19 protein-coding genes and 1 pseudogene are annotated in these 21449 nt (G+C 72.7%); 6 read left to right on the top strand and 14 right to left on the bottom strand.

Features of this window, described 5'->3' with window-relative positions:
- Position 1: 1 nt before the first annotated feature.
- Genes HD595_RS22845 through HD595_RS22835 form a run of 3 tightly spaced genes read right to left on the bottom strand, consistent with a single transcriptional unit; the run spans position 2 to position 6668 of the window.
- Positions 2-2668 carry a type IV secretion system protein gene (locus HD595_RS22845; RefSeq protein WP_253772215.1) on the bottom strand — a complete coding sequence of 889 codons (2667 nt, stop codon included), beginning with the start codon at positions 2666-2668 and terminating at the stop codon, positions 2-4.
- Positions 2665-5139 (bottom strand): ATP-binding protein, encoded by a 2475-nt coding sequence (locus HD595_RS22840; RefSeq protein ID WP_253772213.1) that lies wholly within the window; start codon positions 5137-5139, stop codon positions 2665-2667. Before HD595_RS22840 ends, HD595_RS22845 begins: the two co-directional genes overlap by 4 nt.
- Positions 5140-5186: 47 nt before the next feature.
- Complete coding sequence (locus HD595_RS22835; RefSeq protein ID WP_253772206.1) at positions 5187-6668, bottom strand: hypothetical protein; 1482 nt, start codon at positions 6666-6668, stop codon at positions 5187-5189.
- 1528 nt (positions 6669-8196) lie between these two features.
- On the opposite strand from HD595_RS22835, the gene HD595_RS22830 reads away from it, so the two are divergent.
- Positions 8197-8589: a hypothetical protein gene (locus tag HD595_RS22830; RefSeq protein WP_253772204.1), complete on the top strand. Its 393-nt coding sequence runs from the start codon at positions 8197-8199 to the stop codon at positions 8587-8589.
- 29 nt (positions 8590-8618) lie between these two features.
- Here HD595_RS22830 and HD595_RS47260 read toward each other — a convergent pair.
- The 7 genes and pseudogenes from HD595_RS47260 to HD595_RS22800 all read right to left on the bottom strand — a co-directional run.
- Positions 8619-8864: pseudogene (locus tag HD595_RS47260) on the bottom strand (conjugal transfer protein); the annotation flags it as partial.
- A gap of 55 nt (positions 8865-8919) precedes the next feature.
- The gene (locus HD595_RS22825; RefSeq protein WP_205303807.1) at positions 8920-9165 is read right to left on the bottom strand and encodes a hypothetical protein; all 246 of its coding nucleotides are present in this window, start codon (positions 9163-9165) and stop codon (positions 8920-8922) included.
- An 81-nt stretch (positions 9166-9246) separates the two neighbouring features.
- Positions 9247-9963 carry a conjugal transfer protein gene (locus HD595_RS22820; RefSeq protein ID WP_253772201.1) on the bottom strand — a complete coding sequence of 239 codons (717 nt, stop codon included), beginning with the start codon at positions 9961-9963 and terminating at the stop codon, positions 9247-9249.
- A gap of 769 nt (positions 9964-10732) precedes the next feature.
- Complete coding sequence (locus tag HD595_RS22815; protein WP_253772199.1) at positions 10733-11122, bottom strand: hypothetical protein; 390 nt, start codon at positions 11120-11122, stop codon at positions 10733-10735.
- A gap of 96 nt (positions 11123-11218) precedes the next feature.
- Positions 11219-11869 carry a flavin reductase family protein gene (locus tag HD595_RS22810; RefSeq protein ID WP_253772197.1) on the bottom strand — a complete coding sequence of 217 codons (651 nt, stop codon included), beginning with the start codon at positions 11867-11869 and terminating at the stop codon, positions 11219-11221.
- Between the two features lie 109 nt (positions 11870-11978).
- A complete protein-coding gene (ychF, locus tag HD595_RS22805) occupies positions 11979-13055 on the bottom strand; it encodes a redox-regulated ATPase YchF (RefSeq protein WP_253772195.1) in 1077 nt (358 codons plus the stop codon).
- A gap of 82 nt (positions 13056-13137) precedes the next feature.
- Positions 13138-13872, bottom strand: coding sequence for a hypothetical protein (locus HD595_RS22800; protein ID WP_253772186.1), 735 nt, complete (start codon positions 13870-13872; stop codon positions 13138-13140).
- An 81-nt stretch (positions 13873-13953) separates the two neighbouring features.
- Here HD595_RS22800 and HD595_RS22795 point away from each other — a divergent pair, with 81 nt between their 5' ends.
- Both HD595_RS22795 and HD595_RS22790 read left to right on the top strand, forming a co-directional pair.
- Entirely contained in the window at positions 13954-15210 is a 1257-nt protein-coding gene (locus HD595_RS22795) for a DNA recombination protein RmuC (RefSeq protein WP_253772184.1), read from the top strand.
- A gap of 43 nt (positions 15211-15253) precedes the next feature.
- Positions 15254-15748, top strand: coding sequence for a DUF6542 domain-containing protein (locus HD595_RS22790; protein WP_253772182.1), 495 nt, complete (start codon positions 15254-15256; stop codon positions 15746-15748).
- A gap of 50 nt (positions 15749-15798) precedes the next feature.
- Here the strand turns inward: HD595_RS22790 and HD595_RS22785 are convergent, their stop codons facing one another.
- Complete coding sequence (locus tag HD595_RS22785) at positions 15799-16758, bottom strand: 4-hydroxy-3-methylbut-2-enyl diphosphate reductase (protein WP_253772180.1); 960 nt, start codon at positions 16756-16758, stop codon at positions 15799-15801.
- A 100-nt stretch (positions 16759-16858) separates the two neighbouring features.
- On the opposite strand from HD595_RS22785, the gene HD595_RS22780 reads away from it, so the two are divergent.
- Together HD595_RS22780 and xseA are read left to right on the top strand one after the other, a co-directional pair.
- Complete coding sequence (locus HD595_RS22780) at positions 16859-17989, top strand: hypothetical protein (protein ID WP_253772178.1); 1131 nt, start codon at positions 16859-16861, stop codon at positions 17987-17989.
- Positions 17990-18015: 26 nt separating this feature from the next.
- Positions 18016-19329: an exodeoxyribonuclease VII large subunit gene (gene xseA, locus HD595_RS22775; protein WP_253772176.1), complete on the top strand. Its 1314-nt coding sequence runs from the start codon at positions 18016-18018 to the stop codon at positions 19327-19329.
- Between the two features lie 70 nt (positions 19330-19399).
- Here the strand turns inward: xseA and HD595_RS22770 are convergent, their stop codons facing one another.
- Positions 19400-20032, bottom strand: a complete 633-nt coding sequence (locus HD595_RS22770) for a TetR/AcrR family transcriptional regulator (protein ID WP_253772174.1) — start codon at positions 20030-20032, stop codon at positions 19400-19402.
- 111 nt (positions 20033-20143) lie between these two features.
- On the opposite strand from HD595_RS22770, the gene HD595_RS22765 reads away from it, so the two are divergent.
- A complete protein-coding gene (locus HD595_RS22765) occupies positions 20144-20557 on the top strand; it encodes a nitroreductase family deazaflavin-dependent oxidoreductase (RefSeq protein ID WP_253772172.1) in 414 nt (137 codons plus the stop codon).
- Positions 20558-20621: 64 nt separating this feature from the next.
- On the opposite strand, the gene HD595_RS22760 is transcribed toward HD595_RS22765, so the two are convergent.
- Both HD595_RS22760 and HD595_RS22755 read right to left on the bottom strand, forming a co-directional pair.
- Complete coding sequence (locus tag HD595_RS22760; RefSeq protein WP_175592747.1) at positions 20622-20858, bottom strand: exodeoxyribonuclease VII small subunit; 237 nt, start codon at positions 20856-20858, stop codon at positions 20622-20624.
- Between the two features lie 59 nt (positions 20859-20917).
- Positions 20918-21448: a DUF4245 domain-containing protein gene (locus tag HD595_RS22755; RefSeq protein WP_253772170.1), complete on the bottom strand. Its 531-nt coding sequence runs from the start codon at positions 21446-21448 to the stop codon at positions 20918-20920.
- Position 21449: the final 1 nt, after the last annotated feature.

Here is a 21449-nt window from a genome sequence, read left to right as displayed (position 1 = left end):
GTCAGTCCTTGTCCTGACTGCCGGGCTTGAGCCAGAACGGCACGGGCGGCTCGTCACCGCCGGAGCCGCTGCCGCGCCGGCTGGGCAGCCAGAGCGGGGGCGGCTCCTCCGCGCGACCGCGCGAGGCGTCGCGCGACGACCCGCCGAAGATCCCGCCGCCCGACGAGCCGCCGCTCGACGACCGCGAACCGCCCGAGTCGCCCCACCGGGAGCCGCCGGAGCCTCTGCCGCCGCCACGCGACCCGGACCCGCCGCCGAACAGACCGCCGCCGGACCTCGACCCGCCGCCCGATCCACCGGACCTGGAGCCGCCGCCGAACAGACCGCCACCGGAACCGCCCGACCCGGACCCACCCGACCCGGACCCACCCGACCCGGACCCACCCGACCGCGACCCGCCTGACCCGGAACCGCCGCCACCGAACAGACCACCGCCGGAACCGCCCGACCTCGACCCGCCGGACCTGGATCCACCCGATCCGGACCCGCCGAAGATCCCACCGCCGGAGCCACCGGAGGCGCCCGACCGGCCGCCTCGCGACGCCCAGCCGCCACCGGACCGGCCGCCGAACCAGCCACCGCCCGCCGAGCCCGAACCGCCCGAGGAGCCCGAACCGCCACCGGACGAACCGCCGTGACCTCCGCCGCTGCCGCCGCCCGCCGCGGCCGACAGCCGGGACGCCGCGCCGGCTCCGCCCGACACCCGCGATCCGCCGCCGGACACCCGCGGCCCGGCGCCACCCGCCGATCCGCCGGAGACACGCGGACCCGCGCCACTCGCCGAACCGCCGCGACCCCCCGAGCCGCCCCGGCCACCCGAAGCGCCGGAACCGCCCGGAGCGCCGCCGGCCGCTCCACCGGCCGCGCCACCCGTCGCCCGGGGACCACCGGCCGCCCCGGCGCCGCGCGTGCGGGCCGGCGTGCCGCCGAGGTTGAGCGGCGGCGCCGACCCCGGACGCGGCGCGGGCACCTGCCGGGACGCCGCCTTGCCGCCCTGCTGGTCGGTGCCGAGCGGAGCCGCCGTGGCGGGCACCCGCGTGCCCTGCTGCGTCGCGCCGGCCGCCGCCTCCTCCGCGCGGACCCGGCCCTGCGCGACCGCGCTCGCCGCGGCCGTCCCGGCCGCCGCGCCGGTCGCCGCGGCCTGAATGAGCGGCTCGGCCTTGCGCACGCCCCAGCGCCCGATGCGGGCCGAGGCCACCGGCGGCAGCGCCACGGCCGAGCGCTCCAGCGTGCGGGAGCTGGCCGCCTCGCCGAGCATGCGGGTGGCCAGCGTGTGGCCGTTCATGGAGGCGAACAGGTGCTGGAACGGCCTGCGGTAGAAGAACACCGCGATCGTCAGCAACGCCATGAACAAAATCTGCAGACCCCACGGCATCGCGGTCGAGATGATCAGCGCGTAGCCGTACACGAGCACGCCCAGCACCAGCGCCAGCACGGCCTGCCGGAGCAGCGTGCCGACCAGCATCTCCACCCAGCGCATCGCGATGATGCGCCCGCTGCCCGGATGCACGCCGATCAGCAGGAACACCGGGCCGAGGATGAGCAACAGCAGGAACCCGACCTTCAGCACCAGCAGCGAGACCGCCACCAGGAAGATCAGCACGCCCGCGACCAGGGCCGCGATCAGCGCGCCGATGGCCACGCCGAGCCGGGAGGTCCAGTCCTTGCCCTGGAAGATGGCGAAGCGCGGGTCGTTCTTGAGCTGTTCGGCGATCTCGGCGTACTTCGCCTGGTGCGCCGCCGCGTCGGCGCCCTGCTGGCCGGCCTGCGGGGCGGGGATCGCCTGCGTCTCCAGCATGAGCCGGCCGTAGTCGCGCACCACCGGCGCGTTCGGGTCGGCCGTGCCGAACAGGCCGACCAGCCACGGCTTGCAGACGAGCGTGGACCACAGGGCGTCGGCGTTCTGGTCGACGCCCGGCGTGCCGCTCTGGCCGTAGCCGCCGGCCTTCACCACGGGGTTGGTCTGGCCGGGTCCGGGCAGGCAGGAGGCGCCGCCCGCGCCGGGCAGGCCGGAGAAGGCGGAGTTGACCACCTCGCCGGTCTTGTCCGTGACGATCTTGCCGAGGCCGGTGAAGTCACCCGGGCGGCTGAAGAACCAGGTCGCGACCGTGACCGCCAGCACCATCCAGATGACGCCCTCGGCCGTGGTCGTGGCCCGCTTGCGGATCAGGCCGTACCAGGCCAGCCAGATCGCGCCGAGAATCACGATCGGGCGGAGGAACGGCCAGTACATCGCCTCCGACAGGTTCGTCACGATGTCGTCCACCACGTCCTTGATGGACTGGAGCGGCCCCTCCGTGGCGGCGGCCTGGTAGGTGGTGATCGTCACCCGGTCGATCGCCTTGGCCCACAGGAAGACCGTGTTGGCCCAGCCGTTGCCGAGGACGGCGACGATGTCGGAGCAGCCCAGGCCGTAGGTGTGCCAGAACTGGCCGCTCATGCCGAACTGCGCGTAGTTGGTGGCCGCCGCCGGGGTCGTGCCCTCGGGCGCCGGCGGCTGGATCATGCCGTCGACGCCGCTGCCGATCACCTCGGGGGTCAGCGCGGGCGACAGGTCGCACGGTCCCGCGGCGGCCGGCGACATGCCGCCCACCACGATCGGGACCACGAGGATGCCCGCGATCAGGGCCAGCGCGAGCGCGAGCCGCCTGGGTAGCCGGACCTTCATGACCGTACCTCCTGCGCTCGGCCCACTCCCCCTTGAAGATCATGCCCGCTCTCGCCGGGTTTGTCGTGGGTCGGATTCGTGTCGAGCCAGCGCAGCAGCTCCTCCGAGATCAGGTCCACTGCGATGCGGCCGGCCCGGCCGTCCAGATCACGGAAGACGCACTCGCCGTTGCCGAGCGAGCGCAGCACCGCCTTGTGCTCCTCCGACGGCTCCACCCCGAGCAGGGACATGACGTGGTCCACCTCGACGCGCTCGGTGGACCTGAACGCGAACACCGACGACAGGCAGTTGGTCACCTGTTCGTTGAGCAGGTCGCCGGCGTTCTGTGACACGAGGACGAGCGCGGTGTTGCGGGACCGGCCCATCCGGCTGACCTCGGGCACCAGCTTGGCGCCCTCCGGCGTGGACGTGATCGCCCACGCCTCGTCCAGGAAGATCGCCTTCGGGGCACGGCGGTCGAGCCCGTTCATCAGCCGCCGCGCGAACTGTGACACCAGGTAGAGCAGGGCCACCGACAGCCGCTGCTCGTAGGAGTAGTCGTCGCGGCCGGTCGCCGCGTCCGGCAGCGTCAGCCCGCCCAGCGTGAACACCGTCGTCCAGCCCTCGCTGTCGACCTGCTCGCCGCCCGACGGGTCGAAGCACAGCCGCGCCAGGTGCATCTCCGACATGGAGCGCAGGACCGCGCCGAGGTTCTTGGAGGCCGCGTCCTCCGACTGCTCCAGGAACTCGACGACCTTGCCCAGCGACGGGTCCGGCTGGTTGGACACGGCGGCGACGGCCTGGATCATCGCCGACTCCCGCTCCTCCGACATGCGGGGCAGCAGCAGGCGCAGCGTCTCCGTGGCCATCGTCTTCTTGGCCGCGATGTCGTCGCCGAACGAGAACGGGTCGAGCAGTCCCGGCGAGGCCGAGCCGAGCGGGATGACGCGTGCCCTGCGTCCCCGCTTCTGCAGCAGCTCCACCAGCGACTCGGCGTCACCCTTCGGGTCGATCACCGCCACCGTCACGCCGCGCAGCGCCATCTGGTAGATCATCAACAGCGCCAGCGTGGTCTTGCCGCCGCCCGGCTCGCCGGTGATCGCGATGGCCGTCGGCCGGTTGCGGGTCGCCGCCACCAGCGGGTCGAAGTGCACGATGCTGCGCGCCCGGCCCACGGTTTCGCCGATGTACGGGCCGTGCCAGCCCTCGCTGCCCTCGCCGAGCCGGTCACCGAGATCGACCGTGGCCGTGGCCATGCCGCCCGCGATCGTGCGCAGCGGCTGACGCTGGGCGTAGGCGTTGACCCGTACCTTCTCGCCCGGCAGCGCCTCGCAGAACAGCGAGAACTGGTCGCCGGTCGAGTTGACCACGTCGATGCCCATGTCGCGGTAGTGCTCGACGACCGCCTCCACCCGCTGCACGCAGATGTCCTCGGTCGGCGCCGCCACGATGAGCCGGTGCCAGCCGTACACGAAGGGCAGCCGCTCCTTGGTGATGCCGTGCTCCAGCATGCGGGCGGCGTCGATCTGCTCGGCCAGCGCGATCGGCGCCTCGGCGCCCGCCTCCCGGATGTGGATGTCCATGTCGCGGGCGTGCGCCAGCTTGCGCGCGACGTCCTTGGACGCCTTCACCGGCGGGATCAGCCGCATCCGCGACGAGATCTCCACCGGGAACGGGAGCTGGTCGGCGAAGTGCAGCCACGGCTCGCCGTCCGGGAACGGCATGAGGTCGGGGAAACGGGCGAACGACAGGTGCGCCACGTACGAGTCGCCCTGCGGCTGCACGATGCGCAGCAGCGACCGGCCGTTGTGGATCTCACCCTCCACCAGCGACTCGATCTCGCCCCTGCCCCAGCGCCGCTTCGGGCTCGCCGACGGCGGCGGGTCGCCGATGCCGCCGGCCGCCGCGTGCTGGAACAGCCACGCCACCTCGATCGAGGTGGCGTGCCGGGCGTACAGGGCGCTGGAGGCCAGCGCCCTGCCGAGCCGCTCGGCCTGCTCCGTCCAGCGGGCGATCTCGCCGTCGTGTACGTGGTCGTCGTCGATGCCGAGCACCTTCTCGGTGCGCTGGTAGAAGCCGAACAGCTGCGACAGCACGCCGCCGCCGATCTGCCGGCCGCGCGGGCCCAGCCGTACGCCGAGGTAGACCTCCTTCGTCCAGAAGTCCTTCGCCCAGACGTGGCGGTACATCTCCTCCAGATAGTCGCGCCAGCCCGGCCCCTCGTCGGAGGTGCCGTTCAGCGCCATCGCCCACTCGGCCGCGGGGTACGTGCGGTGCGCCACCCGCAGGTGAACCTCGGCGTCGGGCATCCGGATCGCGGCCAGCGCGATCGTGATGTTGGTGGCCAGCGCCTCGCGTTCGTCGGGGGTGACGAACTCGTAGCTGACCGTCGGCAGGCGGAAGTACGCCCATGCGCTGGTGTCGGTGAGCAGGATGCGGTCGTCGAAGTAGCGGACCGCGAGGCGCTGGTGCGCTCTGGACGCCCGGCTCATGCCACCCCCTCGGCGCATGAGCCGGGCGTCCCCGCTCGCTCGTTCACTTAACGCTCACCGATTCTCGTGCCCGGGGGGTCACTCGCCAACTCCTCTTCGCTCACTCGGACGGACTGTGCCGCGAAGCCCGCGACCACCACGCCGGCGAGGGCCAGGTAGGCCCGGCGTCCGGCCGCGCGCAACTGCCCCGGGTCGACGAGCTCGGCGCCCCCCGGCGCCAGGTCGTCCTCCCAGGGGACCCGGACGATGGCCCGGCACCTGCCCCGGGCCACCGCCTCCGCCTGCTCGACGTCGGACATCGAGCGCCTGCTCACCCCGTTGACCACCATGACCGCCCGCCTGCGCAGGTCGGCGCAGCCGTGCCCGTCCAGCCACTCGAACGTCATCGCCACCGCCTCCGCCGCCTCCTCGCTCGCCGGGACCACGAGGACGAGCTGGTCCGCGTACGGCAGGACCCGCGCGGCCAGCGCGGCGGCCGGGTCGATGACGGTCAGCTTGTAGTGGCGGTCGAGCAGGTGGATGACCTGGCCGAGGCGGTGGTCGGAGAAGAGCTTGCGGTCCGACAGGCGCCGCTCGGCGTCCGCGTCGGTGTCGGCCCCGATCACCTCCAGGCCGGAGGCGGTGCGGGTGGTGTAGCCCCGCATCGACAGGTAGCCGCCGACGTGGTCGAGCCCGGCCAGCAGCGAAGCCAGGGTCTCGGGCGTCTCGGGGGCCACCCGGCTCGTCAGCGTCTCGCCGCCGGTGTTGGCGTCGACGGCGATCACCTTGTCGTCGCGGTACCTGGCCAGGGTGTGGCCCAGCATCAGGGCCGTCGTGCTCTGACCGGCGCCGCCGGTGCAGCCGAGGACCACGATCCTGCGGCTGCCGTTGAAGACGCCCCGCGCGCGGGCCTCGTCGATCTCGGACCCGTCGCTGCGCACCCCGCCGCCGCCGACGACGACCTGGGCGATGCGCCGCCACCCGCCGGAGTCCCGCCCGACCACGGACTCGACCCTGCGCACGCGCCCTTCCCGCGACCCGCCCCCGCCGACCCGCTGCACCGGCCGCCCACTACCTGGCTGCCCGATGCCCCCGACTCCCTCGGCCGGCGCGCCGGCCGCCTGAGGACCGTCGTCATGGGGGGCGTTGCGACTTTCGGGCGCGGACGCCTCGCGGCCTCCGGGCGCGGGGATGTCGCGGCCTCCGGACGCGGGAACGTCACGGCCTCCGGGCTCGGGGACGTCACGGTCTCCGGGTTCGGGGACGTCACGGTCTACGGGTGCGGACGCATCGCGGCCCTCGGGGGCGGAGGCTTCGCGGCTTTCGGGCGCGGGGATGTCGCGGCCGCCGGGCGTCGGCGTCACGTTCTGGTCGTCGCCCGACGCGGAGGCGACAGGCTCGTTAGAGGCCGCCTGCTTGGCGTCGGGGCCGTCGATGACCGACGGGACGAGACGAACGGGCTTGGCGCCTGATCCCTGCGACGGCCGCACCTGCTGCGCGCCCGGCACCGGCGGCACCTGGCGGGGCGGCTGCCCCTTGCGGTGCTGCATGCGCGCCGCCTCGTCGTCACGCGTCTCTCCGCTCCCCGACCGCCCTCCAGCGCGCCCGACCGCCTCGCCGGACGCGTCCGAAGCCGACTCGCCGCCCGATACCGGCTCGCCCGCAGCAGCCGCCTCTCGACCGGCGCCGTCCTGGGGAGACGGGGCGACCTCAGCAGGCGGGATGACCTCGGACGACGGGATGATCTCAGCAGACAGGGAGGCTTCGGCGAAGCTGGAGACGTCCGCAGACGCGGAAACGTCCGCAGACGCGGAGACGTCCGCAGACGAGGAGACGTCCGCAGACGAGGAGACGTCCGCAGACGGGGAGACTTCGGCAGGTGTCGAGGCGTCCGTCGGCGAGGGGATGTCAGCAAGCGAGGAGGCGTCGCCACGGGCTTCCTCAGGCTGCGTGGCCCCTCCGGCGTCACGAACGGACGGTGCCCCCTCCTGCGGCGCTGACGACTCAGGCAGACCAGCTTGCGGCGAGACGCCGCCGCGACCCTCTTCTGGCTGCGGGGACCCTCCGACCTCACGGACGGACGGCGATACCTCCCGCGGCGTGGACTGTGCGGGTGCGTCAGCTTGCGGGCCGGACGCGGGTCGACCGGGTCGTGAGGGGGACGCGGGCAGGTCGCTTCGGGAGCCGGACACTGAGGATGAACCCTGACCCGGCCGCTTGGACGAACCCTGACCAGGAAGCGTGGGCGAGCCCTCACCAGACAGCCGGGTCGAGCCCTGACCAGGAAGCGCGGACGAGCCCGGGCCGGGTAGAGCCGGTGAGCCACCGGCAGAGGCTGAGCGCTGCGGGTCGGCGCTGGCCGCGAGCTTGCGCAGGCGGCGGAGGGCCTCCGTGTCGATGGGCTTGCCCACCACGGGCTCCTGGCGCACTCCGGGACGCTCGTCACGCCGCCCGGCGGGCTCTCGCTCCCCGCTTCCAGGGGCTACGCCTCGCTCGCCCCCGGCGGCTCCGCCCCGCTTGTCGGCCGTCTCCCGACCCCCTGCTCGGCCGATCCCGTCTTCGGCGGGCTCTCGACGCCCCGACCGACCGGCCCCTTCTCCGGCATCCTCCTGGTTCACCGACCGGCCACGGCCGTCTTCGGCAAGCGCCCGAGACCCCGACCGGCCATTCGCCTCTTCGGCCGTCTCCGACTGCGCGGCCCGGCCACGTCCCTCTTCGGCAAGCTCTCCGCGTCCCGACGCACCGCCGCCGGCTCCCGCGACGTCCTCATCCTCGGGCCGGCCGTCACCCGCTCGGGGCGCCTTCCGGCGCTTCGACGGACGGTCGGTTCCCTCCTCGGGCGCGCCTCCGTCCGCGAGCCGCACACCCTCGTCCGAAGGCTCCGAAGACTCCGAAGACCTCGAAGGCTCCGAAGGCGCCACGATCTGCGAGGGCGTCACGCCCCGTCTGGCGGAAGCGCGCTCCGTCCCCTCCTCGCCGTACAGCTCGCCCCACCGCACCGGCGACGGCGTCTCCCCCCGTACGGTGACCTCGCCCTCCACGTGCACGTCGCCGCGTACCGTCACGTCACCTCCGACCGTGACGTCGCCCCGGAGGGTGACCGTCGACGCCTCACCCTGCACGGTCACCGGTTCGTCCCGGTGGCCCAGGGCGGGGGCCGTGCCGCGCCGGGCGGTGACGCCCCGGCCCGTGCGGCCGGTCGTGACGGCGGCGACGGGCGTGGGCTCGGCCACCGGGGCCTGCGCGGCGGCGGCAGCGGCGGCCGCGACGGCGGGGCGCACGGCGCGCGGCCCGGCGGGCGTCTCGACGGCGCGCGACCTGCGCTGCGCGGCGCCGGCCTTGCGGGCCTTCTTCGGGCGCTTCACACGCACAGGAACGGGCGCGGTGTGCCAGATGCGGCCGGAGAAGCTGACGGTCTCGGGCTCGGACATCGGCGACAGGCGGTACCAGGCGCGCGGCTGCCCGAGGTAGCGAAGCTGGGACTCCAGCAGCTCGGTGAGCCGCTTGCCCTCGATGACGGGGCGGGTGCCCAGCCACGTGACGATGCCCGGCGGCACCAGGAAAAGGACGTGCCACGGCATCGCCACGGGCACGCCGATCAGCACGAGCAGGAGCGACCACGGGACGAAGACCCCGACGAACACGCCTATCCAGACGATCGGCAACGGCATCGGCAGCCGTAGGTCGTACAGCTTGTAGAGCCGCTTCTCGATGCGCCAGATGTTCGTGTACGTGGGCAGGTCCACGCGGTCCTCCTCTCCACCCGCTCGTTCATGACCGCCGTGGAGCGGTCTCAATCCTTTACTTGATGCCCAGCGCGCCCGCGATCGCCTTTGCCGTCACCTCGATGATGTTGGGCACGTAGAAGATCACACCGATGGCCACGGCCAGGATCAGGAACTGCACGAACCTGGTGATCTCGCGGGTGAAGAGGAAGAACAGCGCGACCACCGACACGACGACCAGGAACAGCGGGGCGAAGAAGGCGCGCAGGAAGTCGGCGAGCCCCTCGGTGTTGACGCCGGTCGGCGCGGGCGACGGCGTCATGTGGATCAGGTTGAGCACTATGGTCTTCAAGATCACTTCTTGTCCTCCCGGGGGGTGCCGATCAGCAGCGCGGTCGTGCGTCTATCCAACGGCCCGACCGGCGCCGCGGATGTCCTTGACGTACCACTTGTCGCCCTGCTTCTCGACGGTGAGGCGGTAGGCCTGCTCGATGCGGCCGGCCGCCGCGCTCGCGTCGGCGCCGGCGTCGGCCGACGGCGAGGCGCCGGGCACGACCCACACCACCACTGCCTCGACCTCTCGGGTGGCACCCCCCACAGGCACCACGAGATCCTGCAACCCGCCGAAGGTGAACGCGCCGCCGAAGCTCGGCACGCTCGCGCCGACGGCGAGGTAGCGCTGCAACCCCGCGGCGTCCCCCGAGGCGTAGTCCTTGAAGAAGCCCTCCATCTGGGGCTTGAGCTCCGCCTCGGCGACGTCGTCGGTCTCGGCCGCGGCGACCTGGGGCAGGTCGGCGGGCGCGGGCGCGGGCAGGATCGCGGGCCTGCCCGAGACGACGAACCGGCCGCCGGCGTCGTCGCCGGAGTAGTAGATCGGCACGGACAGCAGCATCCTGCGCGTGCCCGACTGGAAGGCGACCGAGACGACGGCGTTGTGGGCGTCGTCGGCCTTGATGTCGTACGGCTGGATGGCGACGGCGGCGAACTTGCCGTTGCCGTCCCATCCGAGCTGAGGCGCCATGCCCTCGGCCAGGAACGCGGCGAGCTTGCCCTGCCGGCTCGTGGCGTCGGCCGGGCTGAAATTCAGATAGACGCCCGCGAACTGGGCGGCGAACGCCATGCCACGCTGGGTGGGGAATCCGGTGCCCGTCGCGGGCGACGCATTCGGCGCGGGGGCGTTTTGCTGGGTAAACCGCTCAAATGGTGCACGGACCCCATTGACCACGATTACCACGATAAGCGCCCAGAGAATGGCGCGGCCCATCCAGACCAGCCAGCGCCCGCCACCACCCGACCAGCGCCCGCGGCGCGGCCGCCGCGAGGGCGGCAGGTCGTAGTCGGAGAGCTCAGGGCGCGCCGAAAGCTCGGGGTCGCCAGCGATCCGAGGACCGTGCTGGACGGTTGACCTACGAGCCATCACGCCTCCGCTCGCGCCAATCCCCCCGGCTGGCGCGGTGTCGTCCGTTGCCGATCCCCATCATCCGTGGTGAAGCAGTCACCCTATCCGGTCTCCGCCATTGTTCCAGGAAAGCCACGCCCATGCTGCAGGCATCGCCGTCCGGGGGCAAACCGAGTACGCATGACTCCCCGGAGTGTTGGTTCTTGCGCCGAACGCGCGGAATAGGCATTTGACCAGGCCAGATGCCCTTTGTCGCATTACCCGGCGGCCAGAGGTTCCTGTCCAAATGGCGTAGGGACTGTCGCGACCTGCGCATTTGGTATATGACGGGCAGGCCGCACGCCGCTACGGGCATGCGGCCTGGTCAGCGCCTATACCGCGGGACGTGGGGCAAGGGGAGGCGTTACGCGCTGCGCGTACGTGCCGCCCCCATGCGCGCTCCCCAGAGCGTCGCGCCCTTCGCGAGGCGCCCCTCCGGTGACGGAAAGGATCAGGCGGCCGGCTCCGAGTCGCCCGCGGCGGCCGGGCGGCGCACGACGCGCATGTCCCTGGCCGTCGCGGGCAGGTCACGTCCGGACGCGGCGGGCAGGTCACGCCCGGACGCGGCGGGCAGGTCGCGGACGGCGGGGGCGGGCAGGTCGCGCCGGGGGACGGTGCGCTCCAGGGCCCCGCGCAGCTCGGCGAGCATGGCGGCGGCGTCGCGCTCGCGCACCCACGTCGCCAGTTCCTCCCGCTCGTCCGCCTTCCTGCGCAGGTACGCCTCGCGGTTCACCCGCAGGCCGTACATCAGCTCGACCCTGAGCAGGGCGAGCTCCTCCTCAAGGGTGATCCCCGTGAGCGAGGGTGCGGGACGTCGTTTCCGGATGATGCGACGGATCATGAGGGCCCTCCCGAGTCAGCGTGAACGCCGTGACGATTCGACGCCCAGGTGCCCAAAGTGGTTGACGCCTCATCCTTTTCCCGGGTGGGCCGATGCTCAACCGCGCGCGGCGCCCTCCTCCCGCTCCAGCCGGTGCGGCATCCGCCAGCCCTTGGCCAGACGCGACGGGCGCAGGTTGGACCCGCCGCCGAAGAACTCGCAGAACTTCATGATCAGCGGGTCCCAGCCCACCGGGTCGACGTAGTGCGTGCCGGGGATGATCAGCTCCTCGTCCACGTGCGCGCGCACCACCCTGACCTGGAACGCGGTCGCGTTCCCGTCCGGGCCGCCGAACGGGCGGCTCTCCTCCACGACGCATTCGAGCTGCACCGGGCACTCCAGCACTCTCGGCGCCTTCACCAGGTCGGCCGCCTGCTCGGTCAGCCCCGCCACCGCGAACTTGTTCCGCTCGTGCCGGTAGCCCTGCTCCACCCGGCGCTCGTTGATCGCCGGGTTCGCGGTCAGCAACGCGAGCCTGTCCACGGCGTCCACCAGGGACGACGGCACCAGGTTGAGCACGCACTCCCGCTCACGGGCCAGGTTGGCCGAGGTCTGGGAGCTGTTGCCCACACCGAGCATGGCGTGCTCGCCCAGCCACCAGGCCGACGACATCGGCATGAGGTTGGACGAGCCGTCCTCGTTGCGCGAGCCGATCAGCACCACCGGCGTGCCGAAGTACAGCACCTTCAGGTCGGAGATCGTGTGCATTACCGCTGGTCCTCAACTTCCGCATAGGGGTCGGTCGTGACGACTCTCCCCGATCCGGACGCGGGACGCCGGTGGAAATCGGACCTCGCGTACGCGCTCCGGCGCGGCCTCAGACGTTGAAGCGGAACTCCACCACGTCGCCGTCGCGCATGACGTAGTCCTTGCCCTCGATGCGCGCCTTGCCCAGGGAGCGGGCCTTGGCGATCGAGCCGGCCTCCATCAGGTCGTCGAACGAGACGACCTCGGCCTTGATGAAGCCGCGCTGGAAGTCGGTGTGGATGACGCCGGCCGCCTCCGGCGCGGTCGCGCCCTTGCGGATCGTCCAGGCCCTGGTCTCCTTGGGCCCGGCCGTCAGGTAGGTCTGCAGGCCGAGCGTCTCGAAACCGACCCGGGCGAGCTGGGACAGCCCGGACTCCTCCTGGCCGACGGACTGGAGCAGCTCCAGCGCCTCCTCGTCGTCGAGCTCGACCAGCTCCGACTCGATCTTGGCGTCGAGGAACACCGCCTCGGCCGGGGCCACCAGGTCGGCGAGCTGCCGCCGCAGGTCGGCGTCCGTCAGCTCGTCGGCGTCGAGGTTGAAGACGTACAGGAACGGCTTGGCCGTCAGCAGGTGGAGCTCGCGCAGCCCCTCGCCGTCGAGCCCGCTCTCGAAGATGGTCTTGCCGGTCTCCAGCACCTTCAGGGCGCTCTCGGCGGCCTCCAGCGCGGCCTTCTTGTCCTTGTTGTTGCGCGCTTCCTTCTGCAGGCGCGGGATGGCCTTCTCGACCGTCTGCAGGTCGGCCATGATCAGCTCGGTGTTGATCGTCTCGATGTCGCGCTTGGGCGAGATCTCGCCGTCGACGTGGGTCACGTCGGGGTCGCTGAACACCCGGATCACCTGGCAGATCGCGTCGGTGTCGCGGATGTTGGCGAGGAACTGGTTGCCCCGGCCCTGACCCTCGGAGGCGCCCTTGACCAGGCCCGCGATGTCGACGAACTCCACCTTGGCGGGCAGGATGCGCGCCGAGTCGAAGATCTCGGCCAGCTTGGGCAGCCGGTCGTCGGGCACGCCGACGATGCCCACGTTGGGCTCGATGGTGGCGAACGGGTAGTTGGCGGCCAGCGCGTTGCCGGTCTTGGTCAGCGCGTTGAACAGCGTGGACTTGCCCACGTTGGGCAGGCCGACGATGCCGATGGACAGGCTCATGCGTGCTCCTTAACCGGCCGCACGAGCCCCCGGCCGCTGCTGGTGGTGGTTGCCTGGCTGCGCTCGCTCACGTCCAGCGAGTCTACTTGCTGACGAGACGCAGGCAGGTCACCGGCCGGTAGGCCCCCCGGGCCCGAAGGTAGCGCTGCGAGCCCTTCGGGCAGCTCCGCGGCCTGGTCTCGAACGAGGTCACCCGCGCCCACGCGCCCCGCGAGCCGCACCCCACCCGCGTGATCGCGGCGCGGTCCACCGTGTCGCCGTCCGGCCTTGCCACGCACATGCCGCGGTCCAGCACCTGGCCGCCCGGCCCCAGACAGGCGACGGGCCCGGTGCCGACCGTGTCCAGCGTGCCGGAGGGGCAGGCCGCGGCCCGCGTCTCGATCGCCAGCGCCCTGCCGTACCAGCCGCGCTGCGCGCAGGGCCGCTCGCGGCCGTCGAGCGTGACGCAGTCGCCCGCCCTGAGCATGCCCCCGCCCACCCCCGGCGCGCCCAGGTGCGGGTCGAGGTAGGAGCGGACGCAGGCCGTGCGGCCGTCGCCGATCCGCACCACGTCGTCGGTGTCGTCGGGACAGCCGCCGTGGCCGGGCGGGTCGGCGGCGATGGCCAGCACCTCGTACTGTCCCCCGTTGCACGGCGTGAGGACGTAACCGGCGTCCGAGCCGTTCACGCAGGCGCCCGGCTCCCAGTGGAGCGGCGCTCTGGTCGCGTCAGGGGCGGACGGCCCCGTGCGGACGGCCGTTCCCGCCAGCACGACCACGCCCGCCACCCCGAAGGCCGCCACGGCGAGCGACAGCGCCGTGCGCAAACCAGTAGTCATGTGGGTACTCTGCGTGACGGTCGGGGCCCGCGCAAGCGTGTCTCGCGGATCGGGCCCGGCGATCCTGCCATCATCGCTGTGATGGACGTCGTCTCGCTTCTCGTCGGACTCGCCGCCGGTCTCGCCATCGGCTTCATGATCGCCCGTACGAGGGCGGCCGTGCGGGTGGCCGAGGCGGAGGCGCGGGCCAGAACCGCCGGCGACAAGCTCACCTACGTCGAGGAGCAGCTCACCGAGCGCTTTCAGGCGCTGTCCACGCGCGCCCTCGACGTCAACAACCTGCGCTTCCTCGAACTCGCCGAGACCCGGCTGGCCGCCACCCGGGCCGAGGCCGCGGGCGACCTCGACCAGCGCAGGCAGGCGGTCGAGCACCTGGTCGAGCCGCTGAAGGACGCGCTCGCCCGGGTCGAGGCGCAGTTGCGCGACACCGAGGCCGGGCAGCGCGCCGCCCGCGCCGAGCTGGCCAAGCAGATGGAGTTCGTCCGGCAGAGCAGCCAGGAGCTGCGCTCGCAGACCACCGCCCTGGTACGCGCCCTGCAACGGCCCGAGGCGCGCGGCCGGTGGGGCGAGCTGCAGCTGCGCCGGGTCGTCGAGATCGCCGGCATGCAGCGCCACTGCGACTTCGACGAGCAGGTCACCGAGGGCGCCATGCGGCCCGACATGGTGGTGCGGCTGGCCGGGGGCAAGAACATCGTCGTCGACTCCAAGGTGTCGCTGGCCGCCTACCTGGAGGCCGCGGAGGCGGCCGACGAGTCGCTGGCCTCCGTGCGGCTCGACGCGCACGCCCGGCACGTCCGCGAGCACATCGACCGGCTGGCGAGCAAGTCCTACTGGCAGGCGTTCAACCCGTCGCCCGAGTTCGTCGTCCTGTTCATCCCCGGCGAGGCGTTCCTCGCCCCGGCGCTGGAGCGCGACCCGGCGCTGCTGGAGTACGCGATGACCCGGCGCGTGCACATCGCCACCCCGACCACGCTCATCACCATGCTGCGCACCGCGCACTACGCCTGGCAGCAGGCCGCGCTCAGCGAGAACGCCCGTGCCGTGTTCGAGCTGGGCAAGGAGCTGTACGAGCGGCTCGCGTCGCTGGGCAGGAACGTCGACACCCTCGGCAAGTCGCTCACCCGGGCCGTCGAGGCGTACAACAAGACCGTGGGATCCCTGGAGAGCCGCGTGCTCGTCAGCGCGCGCAAACTGCACGATCTGGGCGTCGTGGACGGCGAGCTGGGCTCTCCCGAGATGCTGGAGGGCCTGCCGAGGCCGCTCGCCTCACCCGAACTGCTGGAAACCCCGTCTCTGATTTCCCCGGTCAACGGTAAGTTGGCCAACGGATCGCAGTAAGGGGGGGCGGGGGCCAGTGAGTGAGAAGGGCAGGCGCTCGGGCGTGAGGTTGACCGCCCGCGGCGCCATCGTGCTCGCCCTGGCCGTCACCGTGGCCGCCTACGCGCTGGCCGCGCCGCTCGGCCTGCCGTTCCTGGTGGGCGCGGTGTTCGTGGCGGCCAGCCTGGTCGGCGTGCTGCTGGTCAACCCGCGCGACCTGCTGTCGCTGGTGGTGACGCCGCCGCTGGTGTTCTTCGCGGCGACGCTCGTCGTCGAGTTCGTCCGCGCGCTCGGCTCCGGCAAGCTGGCGCAGTCGCTGGCGATCGGGCTGTACACCTCGCTGTCGGCGGGCGCGCCCTGGCTGTTCGCGGGCTCGGCCGTGGTGCTCGGCGTGGCCCTGCGGCGCGGGCTGCGCGACAACGTGCGCGAGCTGCGCGAGGAGTTGCGGGCGGGCGCCGAGGCGGCCCGCCCGTCACGCAAGCAGGCGTACGAGCCGGAACCCGAGGGCTACTTCGAGCCCCGGGTCTACGGCACGCCCCGGACGCAGACCGAGGACTGACCGCCCCGGCCCGCTCCGGGTTTCGGGCTCCGCGGTTCAGGGGGCGCGTCTCAGGAGGCGCGCAGGTCCTTGCGCAGCTCGTGGGGCAGCGCGAAGCGCATGCTCTCCTGCACCGACTCGACCTGCTCCACGTCGCCGAACCCGTGGCGGGCCAGGTGGGCGAGCACCTCGTCCACCAGCTCCTCGGGCACCGAGGCGCCGCTGGTCAGGCCGACCGTGGTGACGCCCTCCAGCCACTCGTCGCGGATGAACGAGGCGTTGTCGACGAGGTAGGCGGCGTCTGCGCCGTGATCCTTGGCCACCTCGACCAGGCGCTTGGAGTTGGAGGAGTTGTCGGAGCCGACGACGATGACCAGCTCGGCCTGGGCGGCGATCTCCTTCACCGCGACCTGACGGTTCTGGGTGGCGTAGCAGATGTCGTCGCTCGGCGGGTCGATCAGCGTCGGGAAGCGCTCCTTGAGCCGGGTGACCGTCTCGGTGGTCTCGTCGACCGACAGCGTCGTCTGCGACAGCCAGACCAGCTTGGACGGGTCCTTCACCTGGACCTTGCCGACCGCGTCGAGGCCGTCGACGAGCTGGATGTGGTCGGGCGCCTCGCCGGAGGTGCCCTCCACCTCCTCGTGGCCCTCGTGGCCGATCAGCAGGATGTCGTAGTCCTGGGCGGCGAACCGCTTGGCCTCGTTGTGCACCTTGGTGACCAGCGGGCAGGTGGCGTCGATGGTGCGCAGCCCCCGCTGCCTGGCCTCGCCGTGCACGGCCGGGGAGACGCCGTGGGCGGAGAACACCACGATCTCGCCCTCGGGCACCTCCTCGGTCTCCTCGACGAAGATGGCGCCCTTGGCTTCCAGCGTCTTGACGACGTGGGTGTTGTGGACGATCTGCTTGCGGACGTAGATCGGCGCGCCGTACTGCTCCAGAGCCTTCTCGACCGCGACCACGGCCCGATCGACGCCGGCACAGTAGCCGCGGGGCTTGGCTACGAGGACTCTGCGGGAAGTACGGGGCTCCATACTTGGTAATGCTACGTGGAGGACGGGCTGGACCGCGCGTGCACGCCCGCTCGCCGTTTGCCACACTGGCCCTCCGATACAGACCTCCCAGGGAGACGTCATGTCCCTCAGCGACGTGATACGCAACATCGCCAAGACCGTCACCGACAAGGAGAAGGCCAAAGAGCTTCCTCTCATGGTCGTCCAGTCCACGTTGAGCGCAGCCGGGCAGGCGTTGCTGCTGGTGGACCGGGTGAAGAACTCCATCAAGGGGCTGGGCTCCAAGGAGGAGGAGACCGAGACGCGGTCCCCGGAGGCGGCCGGTGAGACGGCCGTCCAGGGTGAGGAGGAGCGGCCCGCCCGCAAGGAGCCCGTCATCTTCGCGCCGCGCCCGTCCGGCGCCGCGGGCAAGACCGGGGAGCAGAACGGCTCCGCCGCCAAGGCCAAGCCCGAGCCAGTGATCTTCACCCCGGCCAAGCCGGCCGCGGAGACCCCCGCCGCGCCCACCACCCCTGAGCCCACCGCTCCTCAGCCCGCCACCCCTGAGCCCGCCGCTCAGGAGTCGAGCGCCGCCGAGCCCGTCGCCGCCCCCGAGCCCGCCGCGGCGCCTGAGCCCGTCGCCGCGGCCGAGCCCGCGCCGGGCGCGGAGCCCGCCGAGCCCGTCCAGCCGGTCGCCGTGACGCCCGAGCCCGCTCCCGCCGCCGAGCCCGAGGTCGAGCCGGAGACGAAGCCGGAGGTCAAGCCGGAGACCGTCGCGGAGTCCAAGCCGGAGCCCAAGACCGCGCCCGAGGCGGAGGCCGCGCCCGCGACCCAGGCCAAGGCCGAGGCCGTGAAGGAGGCGGAGGCCGCGCCCGAGGCGGAGGCTGTGAAGGAGGCGGAGGCCGAGGCCGTGAAGGAGGCGGAGGCCAAGCCCGCCGCGAAGGCCGCGAAGCCGGCGAAGGCCGCCAAGCCCGCCGCCGCAGCCGCCGCCCCGGCCGCCGAGCCGACCGGCGCGCTCGCGGAGGCCGCCGCCGCGACCCCGGAAGCCGCCGCGGCAGCGGAGGCCGCCGACGGCGCCACCGGCGCGACCACCCTGGCCGAGCCGCTGCCCGGCTACGGCGACCTGACCGTGGCCTCCCTGCGCGCCAGGATGCGCGGCAAGTCCGCCGAGCAGATCAGCGGCCTGCTGACGTACGAGCAGGCCACGGCCGGCCGCCCCGAGGTGATCAAGATGTTCGAGAACCGCCTGGCCAAGCTCCAGGCCGGGGAATAGCCGCCGCGGCCCCGTAGTCTTCCGGCATGACCACGAAGACCTCGCCCGAGTCCCCGCTGCCGATCCGCACCGTCCTGCAGATGGTGGGCGGCTGGATCGGCAAGCTGGGCACGGTCTGGGTGGAGGGCCAGATCACCGACCTGAGCGCGCGCGGCGGCACGGTGTTCCTGACGCTGCGCGACCCGGTGGCCAACGTCTCGGCCCGGGTGACCGCTCCACGCGGCGTGTACGAGGCGGCCGTGCCGCGTCCGGCCGACGGCGCCCGCGTGGTGGTCCACGTCAAACCCGACTTCTGGGTCAACCGAGGGTCGTTCGCCTTCACCGCGTTGGAGATCCGGCCGGTCGGCGTGGGCGAGCTGCTGGCCCGGCTGGAGCGGCTGCGGCAGTTGCTGGCCGCCGAGGGGCTGTTCAACACCGACCGCAAGCGGCGGCTGCCGTTCCTGCCGGGCACCGTGGGGCTGATCTGCGGGCGTGACTCGGCGGCGGAGCGCGACGTGCTGGAGAACTCCCGGCGCCGCTGGCCCGCCGTGCGCTTCAAGGTCGAGGAGGTCGCCGTCCAGGGGCCGTACGCGGTGGGCGAGGTCACCGAGGCCCTGCGGAAGCTGGACGCCGACTCCTCGGTGGAGGTGATCGTCATCGCGCGGGGCGGCGGTTCGCTGGAGGATCTGCTGCCGTTCTCGGACGAGACGCTGGTGCGGGCCGTGGCCGGGTGCCGTACCCCGGTGGTGAGCGCGATCGGCCACGAGCAGGACAGCCCGCTGCTGGACCTGGTGGCCGACGTGCGGGCCTCCACGCCCACCGACGCCGCGAAGAAGGTGGTGCCGGACGTCGGAGAGCAGCTCACGCTGGTGCGCCAGCTCCGCGACCGGGGGCGGCGGGTGCTGGGCGGCTGGCTCGACCGGGAGATGTCGTGGCTCACGTCGGCCCGCTCGCGGCCGTCGCTGGCCGACCCGGTGCGCGAGCTCGAACGGCGGGCGGAGCAGGTGGACGCGCTGCGCGACCGGGCCCGGCGCTCGCTGGCGGGCTCGCTCGACCGGGCCGGCGACTCGATGACGCACCTGCGTGCCCGGCTGGTGGCGCTGTCGCCGGCCGCCACGCTCGAACGCGGCTACGCGATCGTCCAGCACCCCTCGGGCGACGTCGTACGGCTGGCCAAGGACGTGTCGCCGGGGGCGCTGCTGACGATCCGCCTCACCGACGACCGTCTGTCGGTCCGCGCCCTGGGCCCGGACGCGGACGACTCCCCCGAGACCCCGCAGGACCCGCCCGCCCCCGCCAAGGCCCGCAAGCCCCGCGCCAAGCCGGCCGCCGCGGGCCGGACCGACGCCGACCAGGACTGACGCCGGAGCCAGGGCTGACCGCGGTCAGGGCTGACGCCCGAGCCAGAGCTGACGCCGACCAGGACGGGCGCTACGCCTCCCCGCCGGGGCGCCCGCCCCGCGGGGCGTGGAGGACGGCCGCGCTCAGGGCGTCGAGCCCCGACTTGACCTCCTCGACCGACCTGCCGCGCTCGTCGAGCTGGTGGCGGATCAGGCGCACGTTGACGGAGGCGAGCAGCGCGTCGGCGAAGAAGGCCGCGTCGATGTCCGGTCGCGCCTCGGCGAGCAGCGCCGCCACGTGCGTGTGGTGGATCCGGTACGGCCCGCCGTGCCGTCCCTTGGCCGCCGCGAGGTCGAGCAGCAGGTAGATGTCCTGCTGCGCCACCGTCCGGTCCACCAGCGCCCGCAGGAAGGCGCGCAGGCGCACCTCCGGGGGCGCGCCGGGGCCGACCGGCGGCGGCCCGGTCATGAACGCGGCCTGGAAGCGCCGCTCGTGCTCGTCGATGAGCGCGAACACCAGCCCGGTACGGTCGCCGAAGCGGCGGTAGACCGTGCCGACGCCGACGCCGGCCTCGCGGGCGACCTCGTCCAGGGAGAGCTGGTGGGCGCCGCGCTCGGCGACGAGCCGGGAGGCGACGTCGATGATGCGCCGGCGGTTGCGGGCGGCGTCGGCGCGTTCGGGCTGGGGTTGCCCGAGGACGGGCAGGAGCTCGCGTCCGCACACGCCGCCGAGCATACCTCCGGCTTGTCAGCGGAACCGCTTGTAAGCGGAATTTTCTCCGCTTAGGCTGTGCTCCACTCAAGCGGAGATGTTTCCGGTTCAAGGAGCACGGCCATGGCCAACGATTTCAACCAGCAGGTGATCGACGAGTTCCGCGCCAACGGCGGCAAGGTCGGCGGGATGTTCGAGGGCGCCCCGCTGGTGCTGCTGACGACCACGGGCAGGAAGAGCGGCAAGCAGGTCACCACGCCGGTGATGTACCTGAAGGACGGCGAGCGGGTGATCGTGATCGCGTCCTACGCGGGCGCCGACCACCACCCCGCCTGGTACCACAACCTGGTGGCCAACCCCGAGATCACCGCCGAGATCGGCAGCAAGACGTACCACGGCAAGGCGGAGGTCGTGGAGGGCGAGGAGCGCGACCGGCTCTTCGCGCGGATGGTGGAGCAGGCCCCGGGTTTCGCCGAGTACCAGAAGAAGACCGAGCGCCGCATCCCCGTCGTCGCCCTGGACCTCCAGCCCGCCTGACGACCACGGGGAGCCGGAAGGCCGCGAGCCCGAAGTCGGGAGCCGTAAGGCCGGAAGTCGGGAGTCAGAAGGGGGCGTCGTCGTCGCGGGCGGCGCCCGCCTCGGTGCGACGGGCCATCGCGGCGGCGAGCTTGACCCTGGCCCCCTGCAGCCACTCCTCGCAGATCGCGGCCAGCTTCTCGCCCCGCTCCCACAGCTCGATCGACTGCTCCAGGGTGAGCCCGCCGGTCTCCAGGCGGCGCACCACCTCGGTCAGCTCCTCGCGGGCCTGCTCGTATGAGGGCGTCTTCTCGTCTGCCACGTCACCACCCTAGAGTCACGGGAACGCGGGCGCTGCCATCACCTCGGCGCGTCCGGAAGTCAGCTCTTCGGGCGCTGCTGGAGCGTGGCCGCCAGCTCGCCGAGCTCGGGCCAGTCGGCCGTGCCCGTGACCACCAGCGTCACGTCCGGCAGGACGCGCACCAGCGTCCGCTGCTTCTTGTCCTCGCGGTAGCGGCGCTCCCACGTCTGCCCCGCGACCTGCTGGCCGCCGATCGCCTTGTCGGTGTTGGCCATGCGGCTGGCGAACCCGGCCGCCGGCTTCTCGTCGCTCTGCAGCAGCATGGCGTGCTCGCGCTTGGCGGTGGCGTAGCCGATGGAGAGGACCTGCGCGCCGTTCTCCCCCTTGGCGATGCGGTTGCTGTTGGGGATCCAGCCGGCCGGGTCCTGCTGGGGGGCCCACACCTGGTACGGCACGGTGCGGCCGAAGTTGGCGACGGTGATCGAGTAGTCGCGCCGGGGGATGTGCTCCTCGCGGCCCTGCGGTGCGACCAGCAGGAACAGGCCCGCCGCCCCCAGGCAGACGAACAGCGCTACCGCGTAGCCGTAGAACCCCTCAGTGAACCGTCGCACA

This window comes from Nonomuraea roseoviolacea subsp. carminata (assembly GCF_024172185.1).
Lineage (GTDB): Bacteria > Actinomycetota > Actinomycetes > Streptosporangiales > Streptosporangiaceae > Nonomuraea > Nonomuraea roseoviolacea.
Note: the sequence above shows the minus strand (reverse complement) of the source record. Positions and strands in the feature narration are given on the sequence as shown.